The sequence below is a fragment of the Buchnera aphidicola (Pentalonia nigronervosa) genome (assembly GCA_014622685.1).
Classification (GTDB): Bacteria; Pseudomonadota; Gammaproteobacteria; order Enterobacterales; family Enterobacteriaceae; genus Buchnera; species Buchnera aphidicola_BD.
On sequence record CP061275.1, the window covers coordinates 94,694 to 114,988 of the forward strand.

The 20,295-nt window shown below is 27.5% G+C and carries 12 protein-coding genes and 4 pseudogenes; 1 reads left to right on the forward strand and 15 read right to left on the reverse strand.

All coding sequences use genetic code 11. From position 1 onward, the window contains the following. Positions 1 to 118: 118 nt before the first annotated feature. From ICW73_00375 to ilvB, 13 genes and pseudogenes are all read right to left on the reverse strand, one after another. Entirely contained in the window at positions 119 to 1,039 is a 921-nt protein-coding gene (locus ICW73_00375) for a D-alanine--D-alanine ligase (GenBank protein QNS01931.1), read from the reverse strand. Continuing rightward, positions 1,036 to 2,483 (reverse strand): annotated as a pseudogene (locus tag ICW73_00380) (UDP-N-acetylmuramate--L-alanine ligase). The gene ICW73_00375 and the pseudogene ICW73_00380 overlap by 4 nt, the downstream one beginning before the upstream one ends. Positions 2,484 to 2,520: 37 nt before the next feature. Next, positions 2,521 to 3,600, reverse strand: a complete 1,080-nt coding sequence (murG, locus tag ICW73_00385) for an undecaprenyldiphospho-muramoylpentapeptide beta-N-acetylglucosaminyltransferase (protein ID QNS02083.1) — start codon at positions 3,598 to 3,600, stop codon at positions 2,521 to 2,523. Next, on the reverse strand, positions 3,597 to 4,733 hold the full coding sequence (gene ftsW / locus ICW73_00390) for a cell division protein FtsW (GenBank protein QNS02084.1): 1,137 nt from the start codon (positions 4,731 to 4,733) through the stop codon (positions 3,597 to 3,599). The genes murG and ftsW overlap by 4 nt, the downstream gene beginning before the upstream one ends. Before the next feature lie 37 nt (positions 4,734 to 4,770). After that, positions 4,771 to 6,087, reverse strand: coding sequence for a UDP-N-acetylmuramoyl-L-alanine--D-glutamate ligase (gene murD / locus ICW73_00395; protein QNS02085.1), 1,317 nt, complete (start codon positions 6,085 to 6,087; stop codon positions 4,771 to 4,773). Next, positions 6,087 to 7,160: a phospho-N-acetylmuramoyl-pentapeptide-transferase gene (locus ICW73_00400; protein ID QNS01932.1), complete on the reverse strand. Its 1,074-nt coding sequence runs from the start codon at positions 7,158 to 7,160 to the stop codon at positions 6,087 to 6,089. Before ICW73_00400 ends, murD begins: the two co-directional genes overlap by 1 nt. After that, positions 7,141 to 8,512 (reverse strand): annotated as a pseudogene (gene murF / locus ICW73_00405) (UDP-N-acetylmuramoyl-tripeptide--D-alanyl-D-alanine ligase). The gene ICW73_00400 and the pseudogene murF overlap by 20 nt, the downstream one beginning before the upstream one ends. After that, positions 8,509 to 10,000, reverse strand: a pseudogene (murE, locus tag ICW73_00410) (UDP-N-acetylmuramoyl-L-alanyl-D-glutamate--2,6-diaminopimelate ligase). The pseudogenes murF and murE overlap by 4 nt, the downstream one beginning before the upstream one ends. A gap of 38 nt (positions 10,001 to 10,038) precedes the next feature. Beyond that, positions 10,039 to 11,691, reverse strand: coding sequence for a peptidoglycan glycosyltransferase FtsI (ftsI, locus tag ICW73_00415; protein ID QNS01933.1), 1,653 nt, complete (start codon positions 11,689 to 11,691; stop codon positions 10,039 to 10,041). A gap of 123 nt (positions 11,692 to 11,814) precedes the next feature. Continuing rightward, positions 11,815 to 12,056 (reverse strand): annotated as a pseudogene (locus ICW73_00420) (cell division protein FtsL). Beyond that, complete coding sequence (gene rsmH / locus ICW73_00425; GenBank protein QNS02086.1) at positions 12,046 to 12,996, reverse strand: 16S rRNA (cytosine(1402)-N(4))-methyltransferase RsmH; 951 nt, start codon at positions 12,994 to 12,996, stop codon at positions 12,046 to 12,048. Before rsmH ends, ICW73_00420 begins: the two are co-directional and overlap by 11 nt. 171 nt (positions 12,997 to 13,167) lie before the next feature. After that, complete coding sequence (ilvN, locus tag ICW73_00430) at positions 13,168 to 13,644, reverse strand: acetolactate synthase small subunit (protein ID QNS01934.1); 477 nt, start codon at positions 13,642 to 13,644, stop codon at positions 13,168 to 13,170. A gap of 3 nt (positions 13,645 to 13,647) precedes the next feature. After that, positions 13,648 to 15,363, reverse strand: coding sequence for a biosynthetic-type acetolactate synthase large subunit (gene ilvB / locus ICW73_00435; protein ID QNS01935.1), 1,716 nt, complete (start codon positions 15,361 to 15,363; stop codon positions 13,648 to 13,650). Between the two features lie 1,512 nt (positions 15,364 to 16,875). On the opposite strand from ilvB, the gene degP reads away from it, so the two are divergent. Continuing rightward, complete coding sequence (gene degP, locus ICW73_00440) at positions 16,876 to 18,312, forward strand: serine endoprotease DegP (GenBank protein ID QNS01936.1); 1,437 nt, start codon at positions 16,876 to 16,878, stop codon at positions 18,310 to 18,312. A gap of 58 nt (positions 18,313 to 18,370) precedes the next feature. Here the strand turns inward: degP and dapD are convergent, their stop codons facing one another. Continuing rightward, positions 18,371 to 19,195, reverse strand: coding sequence for a 2,3,4,5-tetrahydropyridine-2,6-dicarboxylate N-succinyltransferase (gene dapD / locus ICW73_00445; protein QNS01937.1), 825 nt, complete (start codon positions 19,193 to 19,195; stop codon positions 18,371 to 18,373). Positions 19,196 to 19,243: 48 nt separating this feature from the next. Further along, entirely contained in the window at positions 19,244 to 20,044 is an 801-nt protein-coding gene (map, locus tag ICW73_00450) for a type I methionyl aminopeptidase (protein QNS01938.1), read from the reverse strand. Between the last annotated feature and the right edge of the window lie 251 nt (positions 20,045 to 20,295).

A 20,295-nucleotide genomic window follows, 5' to 3' on the forward strand; every position in this document is an offset into this window, starting at 1 on the left:
GTTTTTATAAGAAAATACAATTTTTTATTTTTATGTTTATATTATTTTACAATTTAATACAGTCGGTATTTATATTTTTTATTTCTATTTTATAAAAACATAATTTTTAAGCAATGAATTAATATGTCATTTTTAAAATATTTAATACGAGTTTATCAAATGATATTCCCACGGATTTTGCTGAAATTGGCAATAAACTACGATGAGTCATACCAGGTATGGTGTTAACTTCTAATAGGTAAAATTTTTTGTTTTCATGCAATATCACATCAATTCTGCCATATCCAGAACATCCTAGTATATTCCATGCTGACATTACAATTTTCTTTAATCTCGTTTCTTGTTGTATATTTAATTTACTAGGACATGTATATTGAGTAGTATGAGACAAATATTTAGCATGATAATCATAAAATTGATGCTTTGTAGAAACATGAACAGCCGGTAATATTTTATCTCCAAGAATAGGTACTGTGTATTCTTCGCCTGTTAAAAATTTTTCTATGAGCACGTAATTATCATAAAAAAAAGCAACATTAAGTGCATGGTCCAGATCTTCAATACTATTCACTCGTGTAATTCCGATACTAGAACCTTGACAATTTGGTTTTACTATAACAGGTAATCCTAATGTAACAATTTTTTTTCTTATTAAAGAAAAAGATGTAGTTTTTTTATAGTTTCTATGAAGATAAATATTCGGTGCTGTTAAAAGAGAATGCGATCTCCATAATTGTTTTGTTCTGAATTTATCCATAGATATTGCCGATGACATAATTTTGCTACCGGTATAAGGGATATTTAAATATTCTAATACTCCTTGAATACTACCATCTTCACCACCTTTTCCATGTAACATAATATATGCTGTATTAAATTTTTGTTTTTTTAAATGCATTATAGGAAAATCACGAGTATCAATTGGATGTGCATTTAATCCAGATTTTAATAAACTTTTCAAAACACAAGATCCTGATATAATTGAAATGTTTCTTTCTGGCGAAGTGCCACCGAGTAACACTGCTATTTTTTTATTCATTTATTTAACTTTATATTTTTTTTGGAAAGCATTTTATAGACTATATTTTTTATATTTCCAGCGCCTTGTAATAAAACAATATCATTGTTTTGCAAAACTTTAATAAGTGTATCTAGTATTAAATTATGATTAGAAATTAATGTGATGTTGTGTAAATTAGTGAATGTTTTTATATCATGATATAATGAAAAACTGTTTGCGCCAGAAATGTGTTTTTCATTTGCGGAATATACATTTAGTATTAAAAGTATGTCGACTTGAGATAATACGTTAATAAAATCGTTATATAAGTAATGCGTTCTTGTATATCTATGCGGTTGAAATATCATAATTAATTTTTTTTTTGGCCAACTAATTCGTATAGTTTTAATATTTTCAGATAATGCAGTAGGGTGATGACCATAATCATCTATTAACATAATATTTTTTTTATAAACATGATTTTTTTGAAACCATAATTTTCCAATTAAATCAAATCTTCTTTCTGTGCCTTGAAAATATTTTAATGTTTTAATGATTTTGTCATTTTTTACTCCTTGACTAATTGCAAGAGCAACAGCAGCAGCAGCATTTAATGCATTATGTTTACCTGGCATGTTTAACGTAATTTTCAAATGTAATTTATTTTGTATCACTAATGTAAAGTAAGAAAAAAAACCATTTTGTGTATATTTTGTAATCCATACATCTGCATTTTTGTGAAATCCATATGTAATTACATTGCATGTGAGTATGTATGAAAAATCAAATAGAATACGATTATCTATGCATAGAATAGCTGTTCCAGAATATGGAATTTGTTTTAGAAAGACAAAAAATGTATTTTTAAGTTTTTCGAAATCACCATTGTAGTAATCCATATGATCGGATTCAATATTAGTAACAATAGCTATTGATGGTTTTAAGAATAATAGAGATGCATCGCTTTCGTCTGCCTCTACGATAAAATATTGTGAAATACCCAAATGGGAGTATGATTTTACTGATTTTATTAATCCGCCATTTATGCAAGTTGGGCTTAATTTGCTATTTTTAAATATATCAAATATCATTGATGTAGTTGTAGTTTTTCCATGTGTACCTGAGATTGCAATTCCAAATTTAAATTGCATTAATAATGCAAGCATTTCTGCTCGAAGGAATATAGGAATTTTTTTTTTTTTGCAGCAATAAGTTCTTGATTTGTTTCTTTAATAGCGCTAGATTTTACAATATAATCAATATTATATATATTTTTTTTAGAGTGTTGAAAATATATAATTGCACCTTTATTAATTAGTTTTGTTGTATTCGAATTTTTTGATAAATCAGAACCAGTGATAGTATGTCCTAATTTGAGTAGAACTAAAGCTAATCCCCCCATCCCTGTTCCACCGATACCAATAAAATGAATTTTTTTTTGAGAGATAAAAAAATTGTTTGTTTTTGTTTTATGCATATTCATATTCTTCATTATTGATCATAATTAATAAAACTTACTGTTAATTTATTTTATGTGTTTTAATCGTTTTATAAATTATTTCCGAAATTTTTTCTGTTGAATCTCTTATTCCAAGAGAATAAGCTTTTTTTGCCATGTCAAATAGTTTTTCTCGAGTTAAAGAATGTAATAATTTTACTATTAGTTCAGTATTAAATACTGATTGATTAATTATTTTTGCTGCACCAATATTTTTTAAATTTTTTGCGTTTTTGTATTGCTGTTGATCTTTATGCGGATATGGCACAAAAATTGCTGCTAGTCCTACTACGGATATTTCACTTACTGTTAATGCTCCGGAACGACAAATAATTAAGTCTGCCCATTTATATGCAACAGCCATATCGTCTATGAAGTCAGTTATGCAATATACATTATTTACGCCAAGTTGACGATATCGCATTGTTATTTTTTTGAAATCGAGCGAACCTACTTGATGCCAAATAATAATTTTGTTTTTTAAAATTTTTGATACTTTTGGAAGTGTATCATTTAATATACTAGCTCCTTGACTTCCTCCAACAACAAGTATCCTTAAAGGCCCTATTCTATTTTCAAATCGATATTTAGGACTAGGAATATTAATAATATTTTTAAAAATAGGATTTCCGACTGTTTTTGCATCTTTTAATGTTCCTGAAAAAGCTTGCATATTTTTTGTAGATATTCTAGATAACCATTGATTAGTTAAACCTGGTACCTGATTTTGTTCATGTATGAGTAATGGAATTTGAGAACACCAAGCCGCTAATCCACCAGGTCCAGATACATAGCCTCCCATAGTTAACGCAATATCTGGAGACCAGATTTTAATTATCTTTCGAATGTTATAAATAGCATTTATAACATTTATTGGCAAACATAAGATTGTTTTAAGAGTAGCATTACGCAGTCCTTGAATATTAATAAAATTGATGTCAATACCATGTTTAGGAACTAATTTGGATTCTATACGATCTCGTGTTCCTATCCATTTTATGTTCCAACCTTTTTTAATTAAATGCATTGCAATTGCAAGACCAGGAAAAACGTGTCCTCCACTTCCTCCTGCAATAATTATAATTTTTTTTATCGTCATTATATTCCTTTAAAAAAAGCTTGTGATGTTTTTATTTTTATCTCAAAGTCAATTCTTAATAAAATTAAAATTGCTATTGAGTTGATAATTAAACTTGATCCTCCGTAACTTATTAAAGGCAACGTCAAACCTTTTACAGGTATAATACCAATTATACCGCTAATATTAATAGACGTTTGCAAAATGAACCACATACCGATAGAACAAGCTAAAAATCCTGAAAAAATTTCATGCTTTTTTAATGCTGTTTTTCCAATGTAAATAGCTCTTAAAGACAGTAGAAAAATCATTAATAGTGTGAAAAATGCGCCTATAAATCCTAATTCTTCACCTATAATTGAAAAAATAAAATCACTATGAGCATCTGGTAAATAATATAATTTTTGAATAGAGTTTCCCAATCCCTGTCCAAAAAAACTACCTCGCCCTAATGCGATTAATGATTGCGTGATTTGATAACCTGCACCGAAGGGATCATTCCATGGATGCCAAAAAGAAAGTATTCTTTTTACACGATAAGGTTCAGTTAAAATTAATAGTATGATTGTTGCAATGCTACTAATAATGACTATGATAAATTGTTCTATTTTTATGCCAGAAATAAATAAAATTGAAAGTATAGTAAAAAATACAACAATTATTGTTCCTAAATCAGGTTCTGCTAATAATAAAAAAGACTGTAAAATTATAACACTTATAGGTTTAAAAACGCTCCAGAAATTATTTTGTACTTCACAATATTTTCGTGATAGATAATTAGATACATAAAAACATGACGATATTTTACATAATTCGGACGGTTGTATGTGAAAAAAACCTATATTTATCCATCTAAACGCACCATGATTAGCTTTTCCAAATATTAATACTACAATAAGCAAAAAAAATGAGATTATTAATATAACATGACTATTTTTTTCCCAAAATACCATTGGTATCCGTAACAAAAAATAAGATAAAAAGAATATTACGCAAAAATAAAATATCTCTCTTTTAACAAAAAAAAATGGATCGCAATATAATTTTTGTCCTATAGGAATTGACGTAGATGTTACCATAGTGAATCCTAATACTAACAAACCTAAAGTGAGCCATAGTAAAATGCGATCATATAATACTATTGAGACATATTTTATATTATTTTCTTTTTTTTTATTCTAATTTTAGTATGCATTAAATTAAATCCCTGACGAATTGTATAAATTGATTACCTCGTTCTTCAAAATTAGGAAATTGATCTAAACTACTACATCCAGGAGATAAAAGCACTGTGTCGCCAGACACAACTTTTTTAGAAATTAGAGAAACAGCTTGCTTTAAGGTTGGAGTATAAATAGATTTTTTTGAGTATATCTTTGAAAGATATATTCCATCTTTTCCAAAGCAGTATATTCTTACTTTCATATTTTTAAGATATTTTTTTAAAACATGAAAATTGGCATTTTTTTTATCTCCTCCTAACAGTAACCATATTGTTCCCTTTGATCTTAAACATGTTAGAGCTGCTTTAACACTACTGACATTTGTAGATTTAGAATCGTTAATACAGCATATACCCTTGTGGGTGTTAATGATTTGAAGTCTATGCGGTAAACCTGAAAACGTACGTATTATATCCATTGTATGACTTCTAGGAAAAGTCATGGAATCTGCAATAGCTAAAACAGCTAGTATATTTTGGTAGTTGTGCTGTCCATATAAAAGCATTTGATTCGTGTTAATTATTTTTTTTCCTTTATTGCATAGAAATGTATTATTTTTATGGTGTAAAATGTAGTAATCACTTTTAATCGAACCGAAACTGATCCACTGTTTTGATGTTTTAATTGGTATATCTAGTATATTAAAATTATTATTTATACAGATTTCAGCTTGTTTATAAATAGATAGTTTAATTTTTTTATATTCTTTAAATCCGTTTGGATACCTATTAATATGATCATGTGTAATATTTAAAATGACAGCTATTTTAGGTTTTAAACAAAACGTATGTTCAAGTTGAAAACTAGATATCTCGATAACATGTAAATTAAATTTTTTTTCAAGCGTATCAAGTACTGGATATCCAATGTTTCCGCATAAAGATACGTTGTAACCTGCACGTTTAGCTATTTTTTTTACTATGGTAGCTACCGTACTTTTCCCATTTGTTCCAGTTATTGCAATTATTGGTACTGTTACCTCTCTAGAAAATAATTCAATATCACTAATGACGTTAATGCCCAGTTTTTTAGCTTGTTTTAAGATAGGTTTATTTGAGGAAATGCCAGGGCTAATAACAATTATATCCGATTCTAGAATCCATGTTTTTTTTAAATTTCCTACATGATATTTAATTTTTTTTGGAATAGTTTTTAAATAAATAGGGTGTGCAGATTCATCAATAATTTTTGGTGTAATCCCTTTTTTTAAAAAAAAATTGATACATGATATGCCTGTTAATCCCATACCTAAAATTAATATTTTTTTTCCAGAATAATTATACAAAATTAACATATCCTTATTGATATAAGGCCAATTAAAACTAACATCAGAGAAACAATCCAAAACCGAATTATGATCGTCGGTTCTAACATTCCTTTAATTTCATAATGATGATGAATTGGAGCCATTTTAAATATTTTTTTTTTCAATAGTTGAAATGATATAATTTGTAATATAACAGAAAGAGCTTCAATAACAAAAATACCACCCATAATTATTAATAACAATTCTTGATGTAATAATATAGTTATTGTACCTAATGCCCCTCCTAATGACAATGATCCAACATCGCCCATAAAAATTTTAGCTGGATATGCGTTAAACCATAAAAAACCAAATCCTGATCCAATCATAGCTGAACATAATACAGTTAATTCAGCAGCGTTTTGTAAATAAATGATATTTAAATAATGAAGATTACTAATATTTGAACTTAAAATCGATATTAACGCAAAAGAAGATGTTAGGAAAATTATTGGCATAATAGCTAAACCATCTAATCCATCTGTCAAATTAACTGCATTGCTTGTTCCGATGATAACAAAATAAGATAATAATATGTATAAATAAGGCGTTTTAAGCGTAATTGGATGAAAAAATGGTATGATGAATGTACTTGTAAAAAAGTTTGGATTATTAACATATATTACATATACTGTACCTAATGCGATTATAGATAAATAGATATATTTATGCAGTATTTTTAAACCTTGGCTATTATTATATCGTATTTTGAGATAATCATCTATAAATCCTATTGAACCATATGCTATTAACACATTTATAACATACCAAATATTTGTATTACGTAAATCACAATATAGTATTGTTGAGAATATTATAGAAAAAATAATAAGCAATCCACCCATAGTTGGAATGCGATTTTTAGTGAAATGTGTTTTTGGTCCATTTTGACGTATTGTTTGATGGATTTTTAGATTATTTGAATAAGATATAAAATGTGGGACAATATACAAACTAGTAAAAAAGGATGTCAGTAAACTTAATATTGATCGGTATGGAATATAAATTGAAATATTTAAATCAGTATGTAAGTATTTATTTAGTAAAAACAACATTTTCTCGATTTGCCTCAATTAAACATTTGACAATGGTTTCCATATTTTGATCTCGAGAACCTTTTACAAGAATAGTAATTTTTTTTTTTGTAAAACAATTTCTTTTAAACTATTTTTTAATTGCGTTTTTTTTAAAAAATGATTTCCATTAAAAAAGATTTTACTAATCTCATGACTGTTTTTGCCAATGCTAAAAATTTTATTAATTTTACATAAGTTGGCAGCATTACCTATCATTTTATGATATAGGATACTATCTTTTCCTAGTTCTGCCATATCTCCTGTAACTAATATTTTGTATCCTGGCATTTTTTCTAGTATTTTCATAGCTGTAATCATAGATGCAACATTAGAATTATAAGTATCGTTTATTAAAATTTTATTAGGTTGTAACTGAATTATTTCTAGTCGTCCAGAAGTTATAGATGTATTTGATAAACCAATTTTAATCGTATTTAATGGTATGCGAAGAGCATATGCTAGTGTACTTGCTGCCAAAGCATTAGAAACGTTTTGGTAACCTAAAAATGGTAAAAAAATATTTATTTTTTTATGTGGTGTATGCATTGTAAAAGATGTACCATGTATATTAATATTAATATTTTTTGCGAAAAAATCAGTTTTTTTTTAATAGAGAAATAAAGTATAGTTTTATTTTTTATATATTTTTTCCATAACGAAATGTGATGATTGTCTAAGTTAACTACGACAGTACCATTAGATTGCATACCAGAAAAAATTTCTGATTTTGCTTTAGATACGCCGATTAAAGATTTAAATCCTTTTAAATGAGCATAATGAATATTATTGATCAGTATTATATTTGGTTGACTAATGATGCTAGAATATAAAATTTCACCGGGCTTATTTGCTCCTAGTTCAACAACAGCATATTTATGTTTGTAAGTAAGTTGTAATAATGTAATTGCAACGCCAATATTATTATTATTGTTGTTAATAGTGTGAATTGTACCTCCATGTTTTTGAAGTATTGATGCAGTCATATCTTTTACTGAAGTTTTTCCACATGAACCGGTAATCGCTACTACTTTTACATTGGTTCTTTTTCGAATCCAAGCCGCAATTGAACCTAAAGCGATTAATGTGTTTTTTACTATAATAAAAGGAATAAAACATTTTATTTTTTTTTGCGTCAAAAACGCTAAACAACCATTTTTAATGGCGTTTTGGATAAACAAATGAGCATCAAATTTTTTTCCGATTAGTGGAATAAAAAGACAATTTGAGGCAATTTTTCTGCTATCAATAGAAATATTTTCTATTATGACATTATGTCCATATAATTTTCCGCTAACAACAGATGCAATTTTGGATAAAGATGTAGAAATCATATTTTTTTTTCCAATAAACTCAACACTGTATCTATATCTGAATGTTTAATATGTTTATTTCCAATTATTTGTTGATTTTCATGTCCTTTTCCTGATAAAAGAATTATATGGTCTGATTTTGATTTGAAAAATGCATAATATATTGCTTTTTTTCTATTAGGTATAATGAGTATTTTTTTCTTTTTTATGCAACCACTTAAAATTTCTTGAATAATTTGCATCGTATTTTCACTTCTTGAATTATCACTGGTTATGATTACTTGATCGGCTATCTTTTCTGCAATAGAACCCATAATAGAACGTTTTGTTTTATCTCGTTCTCCACCACAGCCAAAAATGCACCATATATATTTTTTATAATGTAATTGAATTGCTTTTAAAGTTGTTAGTAACGCATCAGGTGTATGTGCATAATCAATAATAAACATGGGTTTTCCATGGGTTTTAAAGGTTTGCATTCGACCGCATATTGGTGACATCCTGTGTGATGTTGAAGTTAAATCAGATAAATTATAACCTAATTCTAAAAGTGTAGCGAGTGATAGTAATAGGTTTGTAACGTTAAACTTACCAATCAGATATGATGACAACATACCTGCTCCCCAGCTTGATTCGAATTGAATGTATATTATGTTTTTATGTAATTTAATTTGTGTTGCATTTATCCATGTTGTGGAATATTTTTTTTGTGTTGTATCTTTTATAGTTACCGCTGTTGTGTGATGGTTTGATAATTTTTTTAACCAAATTTTTCCATATTTGTCGTCGGCATTGAGTATTATTTTTTTTATTTCATGTTGGCTAAAAAATGACCATTTCGCTAATTCATATTGCTTCATGTTTTCGTGATAATCTAAATGATCTTGTGTTAAATTAGTGAATATTGCAATATAAAAAGCTATTCCTTTAACACGATATTGTGTTAACCCATGTGAAGATACTTCCATGGTAACAATTTTAGTTTTTTTTTAATACTTTAGATAAAAATGCTGGAATGTAAACAGCTGAAGATGTTGTATTTTTAGAAGGTGTTAGGAAGTTATAAAAACCATTTCCTAATGTTCCCATAGTAGCAATTTTTTCTCCTAAAATTGTACTCCATTGATTAATTAATTGTACAACAGTAGTTTTTCCATTAGTTCCTGTTACACCAATAATTTTAATTTCTTGATCAGGTTGTCCATAAAAACGGTTTGCTAATATTGAAATATTTTTTGATAATTGGAAGAAACATATTATAGGTATATTTCTAATATAATTAAGTGTACCGTGTTTTTCTTTTTTATCTGTTTCGCATAAAATAGCCGCTGCTTTTTTTTGAAGAGCGTCATTAATAAAATTACGTCCGTCTTGTTTTGTTCCAGGAATAGCTATAAATATATCTCCTACATTGAGTGTTCGGCTATCTAAAGTTAAATTAATAATATTTTTATTTGGAATTTTTTTTATCCATGGACACAGTAAATATTTTAAGTTTTTTTGTTTCATTTAATATGTTCTCGTTTTTTTTAAATAAAATGTTATTTTTATTTATCGGTTGGAATTTTCATATTATGTAACACTAAGTTCATAATATCGCTAAACACTGGAGCTGAAACTATACCACCATAATATTTTTTTCCTCTGGGATTGTCGATCATAACAATTAATGAAAATTTTGGATAACGAGATGGTGCAATACCAGCAGTATAAGCAACATATTTTTGAATGTATAAACCATGTTTTCCAACTTTTTTCACAGTTCCTGTTTTAACTGCAATATGGTATCCTTTTACTGCAGCTAGTGCTCCACTACCTCCAACTTGCGCAACACTTTCCATCATGTGAATAATAGTTTCAATATATTTTTTAGGAAAAATTCTTGTTCCGTATACTGTTTTAGTATTGATTTTTTTAATTGATAGTGGTCGGTAAATTCCATAGCTTCCAATAACAGCATATAATCTTGCTAATTGTAAAGGAGTGACCATTAAACCATATCCGAAAGAAAAAGTTGCTTTTTCTAAATCAGATAAAACGGTTTTTTTGGGAAAAAAACCGTTTTTTTCTCCAACTAAACCTAATTTGGTTGATCGTCCTAACCCAAATTTAAGATAACTATTAATTAATTTTTTAGTTGGTATGGACAATGCAATTTTTGAAATTCCAACATTACTGGACTTTTGTAATATGCCAGTAATACTTAATTGTTTATTATAAGATACATCTTTAATTATGTGCTTTTTTATAAAATATGGTTGTGTATTTATGATTGAATTTTCTTTAATAACACCAAGACGCAATGCTTCCATAATTACTATTGGTTTAACTGTTGATCCAGGTTCGAACATGTCTGTAACTGCTCTATTTCTCATATTTTTTGCTATTGCATATTTTACGTTATTAGGATTATATGATGGACTATTTACCATTGCTAAAATTTCGCCGGTCTTAATATTAATCAAAATTGCCGTTCCTGAATCTGCTCGATATTTTTTTACAGCCTGCGATAGTTTTTTGTATGTAATTTTTTGTAATGTTTGATCGATACTTAGTATAATATTTTTTGATGAAGATTGATGAACTAAAGATATGTTTTCGATAATTTGACCTTTGTTGTTTTTTCTAATTTGTCTTTTTCCGGGTTTTCCTGTTAATATTTTATTAAAGCTTTTTTCAATACCATCAATACCCTTTCCATCTATATTTGTTAATCCTATAAGTTGAGCAGTAATTCTTCCAGAAGGATAATATCGTTTCGATTCTGCAAGTAAAAAAATTTCTGGTAATTGTAATTTTTTTATATTTTCGCTTTTTTCAGGCGATATATGACGTGCAAGATATATAAATTTTGATTTTGGATGAGCATTGATACGAAAAATGATATTTTCCAAAGATATCGAGAGAATTTTAGATAAATCTTTCCATTTTTGATCGTATCGTATGTTATTTTTATTTAATATTTTCGTAGGATTTAGGCAAATTGCGTTTACTGGTAGAGTAATAGCTAATATCTGTCCGTTTCGATCATTAATAGTTCCTCTAGTGACGAATAGAGGCTGTATCCTCAGTGTTCTACGATCACCTTCATGAATAAGATAATCTGAATGAATAACTTGCAGAAATATTATGCGTATTGTTAAAATCAATAAATATAAAAATATGAACAAAGATAATGTAAAAAATCGTTTTTTGAACATAAATATTTTTTTTGTTTTTGAGAATGATGTTATTTTTTGTTTTATGGTTTACATAATGTCTATTAATTTATATTTTTAGTTTATGAAAACAATAGATTATTAATTGTCATGACTTGTAAAAAACTATTTTTTTTTAGAATGAACAGACAACATATTTTTTTCAATCATTAGTTCCCTCCATTCAGAATTTTTTTTTTAAGAATTAAATTTTCTTCTTGAGTAATTAATAAGCGAGTTTTATATACTATAACAACGATAAAATTAGCAGATAACATTATTATTATTAATAGAATTAAGTGAATTTTTCCATGTATTAGACAATCCCTTTTAATAATTGTAAATAAACTATATCGTTTATATTTCATAGTTATGTTTCATTTCAGCTGTGCGTAAAATAGAACTGCGAGATCTAGAGTTTTTTATTTTTTCTTCTTGACTCGGCAATATTCGGTTTATTATTTTTAATTCACATCGCGTGAGTTTTTTTAATTTATTTTCTGTAATAGGCATACCATAGGGAACGACGGTTGGTCTACTATGCGTGAACATGAATTGTTTGACGATTCTATCTTCTAAAGAATGAAAACTGATAATGGATACGCGTCCTCCAGGTTTTAGTATTTTTAATACATGATCTAATCCTGTTTTTAACTCGTCTAATTCGTGATTAATATACATTCTAATTGCTTGAAATGTTCTTTTTGCAGGATGTTTAAATTTATTAAATACAGGAATGGCTTTTTTAATAGTATTTACTAATTCAAAGGTAGTCCTGATTTTTTGAATTTTATTTTGATACTTTATTGCATAAGCTATCCTTTTTGAAAATCGTTCCTCTCCAAATTGTTTTAAAACAGTAGAAATGGTATTTATATTACTTTTAAATAACCAATCTGCAGCAGAAATACCTAAATTGGGATTCATTCTCATATCTAAAGGACCGTTTTTTTTAAACGAAAAACCACGTTTCTTATCATCGATTTGTAGTGAAGAAGTTCCTAAATCAAATATAATTCCATCAACTTTTTTAGTTATTTTATTTTCTGTTGCGTAATCTAATAGTTTTGAAAAATTTTTATTCACAATATGAAATCGACTATCTTGAATAGTTTTGCCTATATTTACAGCATTTGGATCACGATCAATAGAATATAGTTTGCCTGATGCTCCTATAATTTTTAAAATCTCTTTAGTATGACCGCCCATGCCAAATGTACTATCGATATAAATGCCATTTTTTTTAATTTTTAATGATTGAATTAATTCTTTGGTCATCACAGGAATGTGTTTAATATTTTGATTGATCATGAATTATACGTTTATTTTTTTAGAAAAACACATGGTCGTTTTCTAAAAGTTGACCATGTTTAATATTTTTTAAAATGTTCAAACAAAGTTATTAGTTTTATAATTTAGAAAAAGTATGTTGAATATGATATCCCTAAAAAGGATTTTTTTTGAATATATTGCAATAATTTATCCGCGTGAAATACCAATAATTCCAGATCGTGTAGTTTCAATAATATCTGCTATATTACGAATGATTTTTAAGAATGAATTTAATTTTTTTTCTGTTCCAGATAACTGTAAAATATATGTTGTAGATGTTATATCTACAATTTGACCTCTGAAAATTTCAGTAACATGCTTAATATCATCGCGTTTGTGGCTGTTATTGTTTACCTTTAGTAACATAATTTCACGTTCTATAAAAGGTATTTGTCCAATTTGTACAACTCTTAATACATCTATCAATTTATGCAGTTGTTTTTCGATTTGTTCAATTGTTTTTTCATCACCAACTGTTTGTATAGTCATTTTTGATAACGTTGGATCTTCAGTTGGCGCAACTGTAATTGTTTCGATATTATATCCTCGCTGCGAAAACAACCCTATTACTCGTGACAATGCACCTGATTCATTTTCTAATAGAACAGATAAAATTCTTCGCATTTTTTAAAATGTCCTTTTTTCCCGTAACCGCATTTCATTCATGCTGCCACCTTGAATTTGCATTGGATAAACATGCTCTGAAGGATCTATTTCGACATCAACAAAAACTAAATTACCAGTATTTAATTTATTTAGAGCCAACTGTAATTTTTCTTCTAGTTCTATAGGTTTATTAATTTTAATACCGATGTGTCCATAGGATGCTACTAATTTTATAAAATCTGGTAATGAGTGCATGTAAGAATGTGAATGTCGTCCTGAGTAAATTATATCTTGCCATTGCTTTACCATTCCTAAAGAAGAATTGTTAAGACTTAATATTAATATTGCTAAATTATACTGTCGAGCTGTAGACAATTCTTGAATGTTCATTTGAATGCTACCATCTCCAGTAATACAAATAACAGTTTCGTTTGGTAACGCTAATTTTACTCCTAATGCGGATGGAAGACCAAAACCCATAGTACCTAATCCACCAGAGTTGATCCAATGTCTAGGTTTTGAAAATGGATAGTATAAAGCTGTAAACATTTGGTGTTGACCGACATCAGAGGTAATATATGCATTGCCATTAGTGAGTTTAAAGAGAGTTTGAATCACTGCCTGGGGTTGAATCATTGTTTTGTTTTTATCGTATTTTAAACTATCGACATGTCTCCATTTTTTAATGTTTAACCACCAATCTTTTAAAGAAGGCCAGTTTTTTTCTTGTTCGAACAGTTCTAGCATTTTTGTCAAAATGGATTTTGCATCTCCTACAATGGGTATGTCTGCTTTAACGGTCTTTGAAATAGATGTAGGATCGATGTCAATATGTACAATTTTAGCATTAGGGCAATATTTTTCTAAATTATTTGTTGTTCTATCGTCAAAACGTACTCCGATTGCAAAAATTAAATCAGCATAATGCATAGCCATATTGGCTTCATAGGTACCGTGCATACCTAACATGGAAATACTTTGAGAATGATTTCCAGGAAAACCACCTAAACCCATTAAAGATGTTGTAACAGGACAATGTGTTTTTTCTGCAAAAAAACGCAGTTCTTTATGACATTCAGAGCTAATTATACCACCACCAGCATAAATAACTGGTTTTTTAGACTGCATTAACGTATTAAGTGCTTTTTTTATTTGTCCTATATGTCCTTGAGTTGTAGGATTGTATGAACGTATACATATTTTTCTTGATAATTTATTATGATATTTATATTTTTTTTGTAAAATGTCTTTTGGCAAATCAATTACTACAGGACCTGGACGTCCGCTAGATGCTAACCAAAATGCTTTTTTAAAAGTATTTGGTATATCTTCTGTTTTATTGACTAAAAAGCTATGTTTTACTATCGGTCGAGAAATACCAATCATATCACATTCTTGAAAAGCATCATATCCGATTAAAGATGATGAAACTTGCCCAGATATTACTACCATAGGAATAGAATCCATATATGCGGTTGCAATTCCAGTGATAGCGTTTGTTGCTCCTGGACCAGACGTTACTAATACCACACCTACTTTTCCTGTAGAGCGTGCATAACCATCAGCCATATGTGTTGCAGCTTGTTCATGTCTAACTAGAATATGTTTAATTCCTCCGATGGTTTTTAAAGCATCATAAATATCTAGTACAGCGCCACCAGGATAACCAAATATATGCTGTATTCCTTGATTTATTAATGATTTAATCACCATCGCAGCTCCTGATAATATTTCCATTTGTCCTCCAGGAAACTAATGTACTAGATCTGTTTTTTCAAAAAAATATCTTAAATTAAAATAGATATGTTTTAAGAAAATTAATTTTTCAGATTTAATAAAACGGTCATGTTGAAATGATCAAATGTAAATTATAAAATGCTAGTCATTAAATAATAGGATGATATTATAATATCGTTTTATTATCGCAAATATAGAAGACATTATCAAGAACAGAACATATTTATGTAATTTATGTTATTTCATTTTTGAGTTAATTTAAAAAAATTTGTTGATGTTATAGAAATAAAAGAATTCTTATTTTTTTTTAAAATAAAATAAATAAAAATTTTTATTCAATACTATTTTTTTTGCATTTAAATCCTAATGTTAAAAAATTAGAGTTTTAACTATCAGATACTAGTTTTATATGTTTAATTACGCGGACTAATCTTAAATTATGTATTATAGTTTTTTTAATCTCAGGATTCATGATGTGTGTAATTTGTTTATTATATAAGAGTGTAATAATTTTGAAAAATATCTATAGTAACTGATTGATGGGTGTTATAAAAATATTAATAAATATATTAATTTTGTGTTATCGGTAGATTTATGTATTGCAGACATTTTAGTTTTGATGCAATTGTTTGTATTTACTTTAATTGTACTTGTAACTATAATAGTATAATTTTTTTATTTTTTTGTTGAGTATATGTGATACCTAGTGCACTGTAAAATTTACTTTAATATTAGAAAAATTAAGTTTATGTTTTTTAAAGTAAATATTGTCAGAATTATAAACAAATTGTAAACAATTATTGCTTATAACTGCAAGATGCTTTTCTGTTTTTTTTCGCATCAAGACAGTTATTAGATTTTTTTCTAAATTCTTATATATTAATTAATAACGCGATTTTAATATCTAATTTTACATGAATTTTTGTGAATTTTTAGCACAATTGGTGTTATGTAAAATATTCTTTATGGATAATTTGAAGTTGATTATTGTTTTTTAAATTGCAACATAATTTATTTTATTAGAAAGACAATATATTTTTTTCATTTTGAACATTTTGGAAAAATTTTATGTATATTTTTTAGGTTACGAATTTTCGCTTACCAACATTTCCTCATGTTTTTCCTGTCAATATTGTAATATTTTTCTTTTTATTAAATAATTGAATAAGAAAATATAGATATGTTATTAATAGTAGATAAAATTACACATTAAAATAGTATTATTTAATATAGTGTCCACAATACTTCTGTTTGTTTTAGTTAAAATACTTATTCTATACAAAGTGTAGGGTTATTCAGGTGATAATCTAATAAAAAATATAATTTTTTAATTTAATTATGGTTTTTATATTTTTTGTATATGACATGTTATTTTATCATTTCGTTATATTATTAATCAATCATGGAGTTCATTAATGATGGAGTGTATAATGCAAATTTACCTATCTATACAAATTATATTTTGATAAACATAGATTTTATAGATTGAACTGTAATGATGGGAAAGAAATAATGAAAAATATTAATATAGAATTAAAAAGAATCATTTTTTTTGTAATTGTTTTATTTAGTTTTGGATTATCTTGGAATAGTTTTGCGTCTACTATCATAAATAATAATTCTTCTCAAGGATCAACTTTTAGTTTAGCACCTATGTTAGAAAAAGTCGTTCCATCAGTAATTAGTATAAATATTGAAGGTAGTACTGTTGTTCGAACTTTTCGATTACCGCATCAATTGCAACCATTTTTTGATAATCATTCTCCATTTTGCAAAGAGCATTCACCTTTCCATGATTCTCCATTTTGTCGAAATGACAAGCATTCTGATGTTGCTCATGAAACGTTTCATGCATTAGCATCTGGAGTCATCATTGATGCTAAGAAAGGATATGCAGTGACAAATAATCATGTTGTCGAACATGCAAATAAAATTCAAGCGCAGCTCAATGATGGACGTCATTATGATGCTGAAATAATAGGACAAGATCCGCGTTCTGATATTGCGTTAATAAAATTAAAAAATGCAACTAACTTAAAAGAAATAAAAATTGCTAATTCAGATTCTTTGCGCGTAGGTGATTATACTATAGCTATTGGTAATCCATACGGATTAGGGGAAACTGTCACTTCAGGTATTATTTCTGCTTTAGGAAGAAGTGGATTAAACACTGAAAATTATGAAAATTTTATTCAAACAGATGCGGCGATTAATAGAGGTAATTCCGGTGGCGCATTAGTTAATTTAAACGGTGAATTAATAGGTATTAATACAGCTATATTAGCTCCAGATGGTGGAAATATTGGAATAGGATTTGCAATTCCTGGAAATATGGTAAAGAATCTTACACAGCAAATAGCGCAATTTGGTCAAGTAAGAAGAGGAGAATTAGGTATAATTGGTATGGAGTTAAATTCTAATTTAGCTCAAATTATGCGAGTAAATGTACAAAAGGGAGCTTTTGTTAGTCAAGTTTTAGTTAATTCATCTGCATTTGAAGCTGGAATCAAAGCTGGAGACATTATTATTTCTTTGAATAAAAAACCTGTTTCTAGTTTTGCAACACTTCGGGCGGACATTAGTTCTTTTCCAGTACAAACTAAAATAGAGTTAGGAATATTCCGTGATGGTCAAATAAAGAACATTGTTGTTGAGTTAAAGTGTTCATCGCAAACAAATATACATTTGGGTAAAAGATATGTGGGTATGGAAGGTGCAGATTTAAGTGATTATCTCTCTGATACACAAAAAGGCGTGAAAATAGAAAATATTAAACCTAATACTGTCGCTTCAAAAATTGGTTTTAAAAAAAATGATGTTATTATATCTGTTAATAGAGAAGCAATAGAAAATATAGAACAACTAAAAATTGTATTGGATAAAAAACCTAGTATGCTGGTTTTTGGCACAAAACGAGGCAACAATATTATTTATTTAGTAAGTGAATAGATAAATTAGATGAATATTACTTAAATCCGCCCGAAAACGGGCGGTTTTATTGGGATTTTTATGTTATGTTTCGCAAAAATTCATTAATTTCTACTTTGCTCATAGTTTTATGATCTACTTTTTTAACAATAATTGCAGAATAAAGATTATATTTTCCATTACATGAAGGTAAACTTCCAGAGACAACTACAGAATTATCAGGAACGATTCCATAAAAAATTTTTCCTGTATCTCTTTCATATATTTTTGTGCTTTTTCCGATAAAAACACCCATAGAAATTACAGATCCTTTTTTTACAATAACTCCTTCGACGATTTCAGATCGAGCACCTATGAAACAGTTATCTTCAATAATTGTAGGATTATCTTGCAAAGGTTCTAAAACACCTCCAATACCTACACCACCAGATAAATGTACATTTTTTCCAATTTGTGCGCATGATCCTACAGTTGCCCATGTGTCAATCATAGTACCCTGATCAATATATGATCCAATATTTATATACGAAGGCATAATAATTGTATTTGAATTGATAAACGAACCATATCTTATTGTTGCTGGAGGCACTATACGAATTTTATCTTTTTCAAACTTGTTCTCATCATATGTTTTATATTTTAACGGAATTTTGTCGTAATAGTTATTATAACAACCTGGAATAAATTTATTTTCTTTAAAATACATATATAATAAAATTGCTTTTTTTATCCATTGATTTGTTTTCCAAGTACCATTTTTTTTTTCTGCAACCCGTATTGCACCATTGTTTAATAATTTAATGATTTTATTGATTGTATTCATCAACTCATTATTTATGTCTTTTTGTTGAATGTTATTTTTATTCTTATATGTTTCTTCGATAATTTTTTTAAACAATTTCATTTTTAACCTATTATATATTTTATAAATATGTTTTTATGATATGTGTTTTTAAACTGCGTTTGTATTAATTAATCTTTGATCAATTGTTTCATTTTTTTGCCATGTTAATATATCACAACCGTTTTTTGTAACCAATATAGTGTGTTCATATTGAGCAGATAAAGAATGGTCTTGTGTTTTTACTGTCCATCCATCTTGCATGCATTTTACTTGTGATTTTCCTGCGTTAATCATAGGCTCAATTGTAAAAATCATTCCAGATTGTAGAATAATATTATTGTGTGGATTTTTATAATGTAATACATGTGGTTTTTCGTGAAAATTTCGCCCAATACCATGTCCACAATATTCTTTTACAACAGAAAAATTATTACTTTCGACATATTTTTGAATACCTTCCCCAATTTTATATAAAGGTATACCCGGTTGAATCAATCTTAAAGCGCAGTATAAACTTTCTTGGGCAACTGTGCATAATCGTTTTGACAATGTACTTGTATTACCCACAAAAAACATTTTTGATGTATCAGCATAATAATCGTTTTTAATAATTGTGACATCAATATTAACAATATCTCCTTTTTGTAATATTTGATGTTTACTTGGGATACCGTGACATACTACGTCATTAACAGAAATGCAAATAGATTTTGGAAAACCACGATATCCTAAACAAGCGGCAATGGCTTTTTGTTGATACACGATATAATCGTGACAAATGTCATTTATTTCTTCTGTGCTCACATGAGGTTGTATATATTTTTCTATCATTTCTAAAACTTCAGCGGCTAATTTTCCGGATATTCGCATTTTTTTAATTTCTGATTTTGTTTTGATCATCCCATGCATAATATTTTACCGTTTTTACATTAAATTATAGTTTTTAAAATATATATAAATTATACTTTAAAAAATATAGTCTTTATATTTAATGATGAATTTTTGTAAAAAATTATTAGTAATACTTAATTTTTTTAATGGGAAATATAATATAAATCTGTATTGGTGAAAAAATAAAAAACGAATATACTAATATTTGTATTATCATAAAAAACTAATTTAGTGTATTTAGAATTTAATAATTTTAATAACATATTTAA

Coding starts and splice junctions, on each gene's coding strand:
- ICW73_00375 (QNS01931.1), bottom strand. CDS start 1,039: ATGAATAAAAAAATAGCAGTGTTACTCGGTGGCACTTCGCCAGAAAGA.
- ICW73_00400 (QNS01932.1), bottom strand. CDS start 7,160: ATGTTGTTTTTACTAAATAAATACTTACATACTGATTTAAATATTTCA.
- ftsI (QNS01933.1), bottom strand. CDS start 11,691: ATGTTCAAAAAACGATTTTTTACATTATCTTTGTTCATATTTTTATAT.
- ilvN (QNS01934.1), bottom strand. CDS start 13,644: ATGCGAAGAATTTTATCTGTTCTATTAGAAAATGAATCAGGTGCATTG.
- ilvB (QNS01935.1), bottom strand. CDS start 15,363: ATGGAAATATTATCAGGAGCTGCGATGGTGATTAAATCATTAATAAAT.
- degP (QNS01936.1), top strand. CDS start 16,876: ATGAAAAATATTAATATAGAATTAAAAAGAATCATTTTTTTTGTAATT.
- dapD (QNS01937.1), bottom strand. CDS start 19,195: ATGAAATTGTTTAAAAAAATTATCGAAGAAACATATAAGAATAAAAAT.
- map (QNS01938.1), bottom strand. CDS start 20,044: ATGCATGGGATGATCAAAACAAAATCAGAAATTAAAAAAATGCGAATA.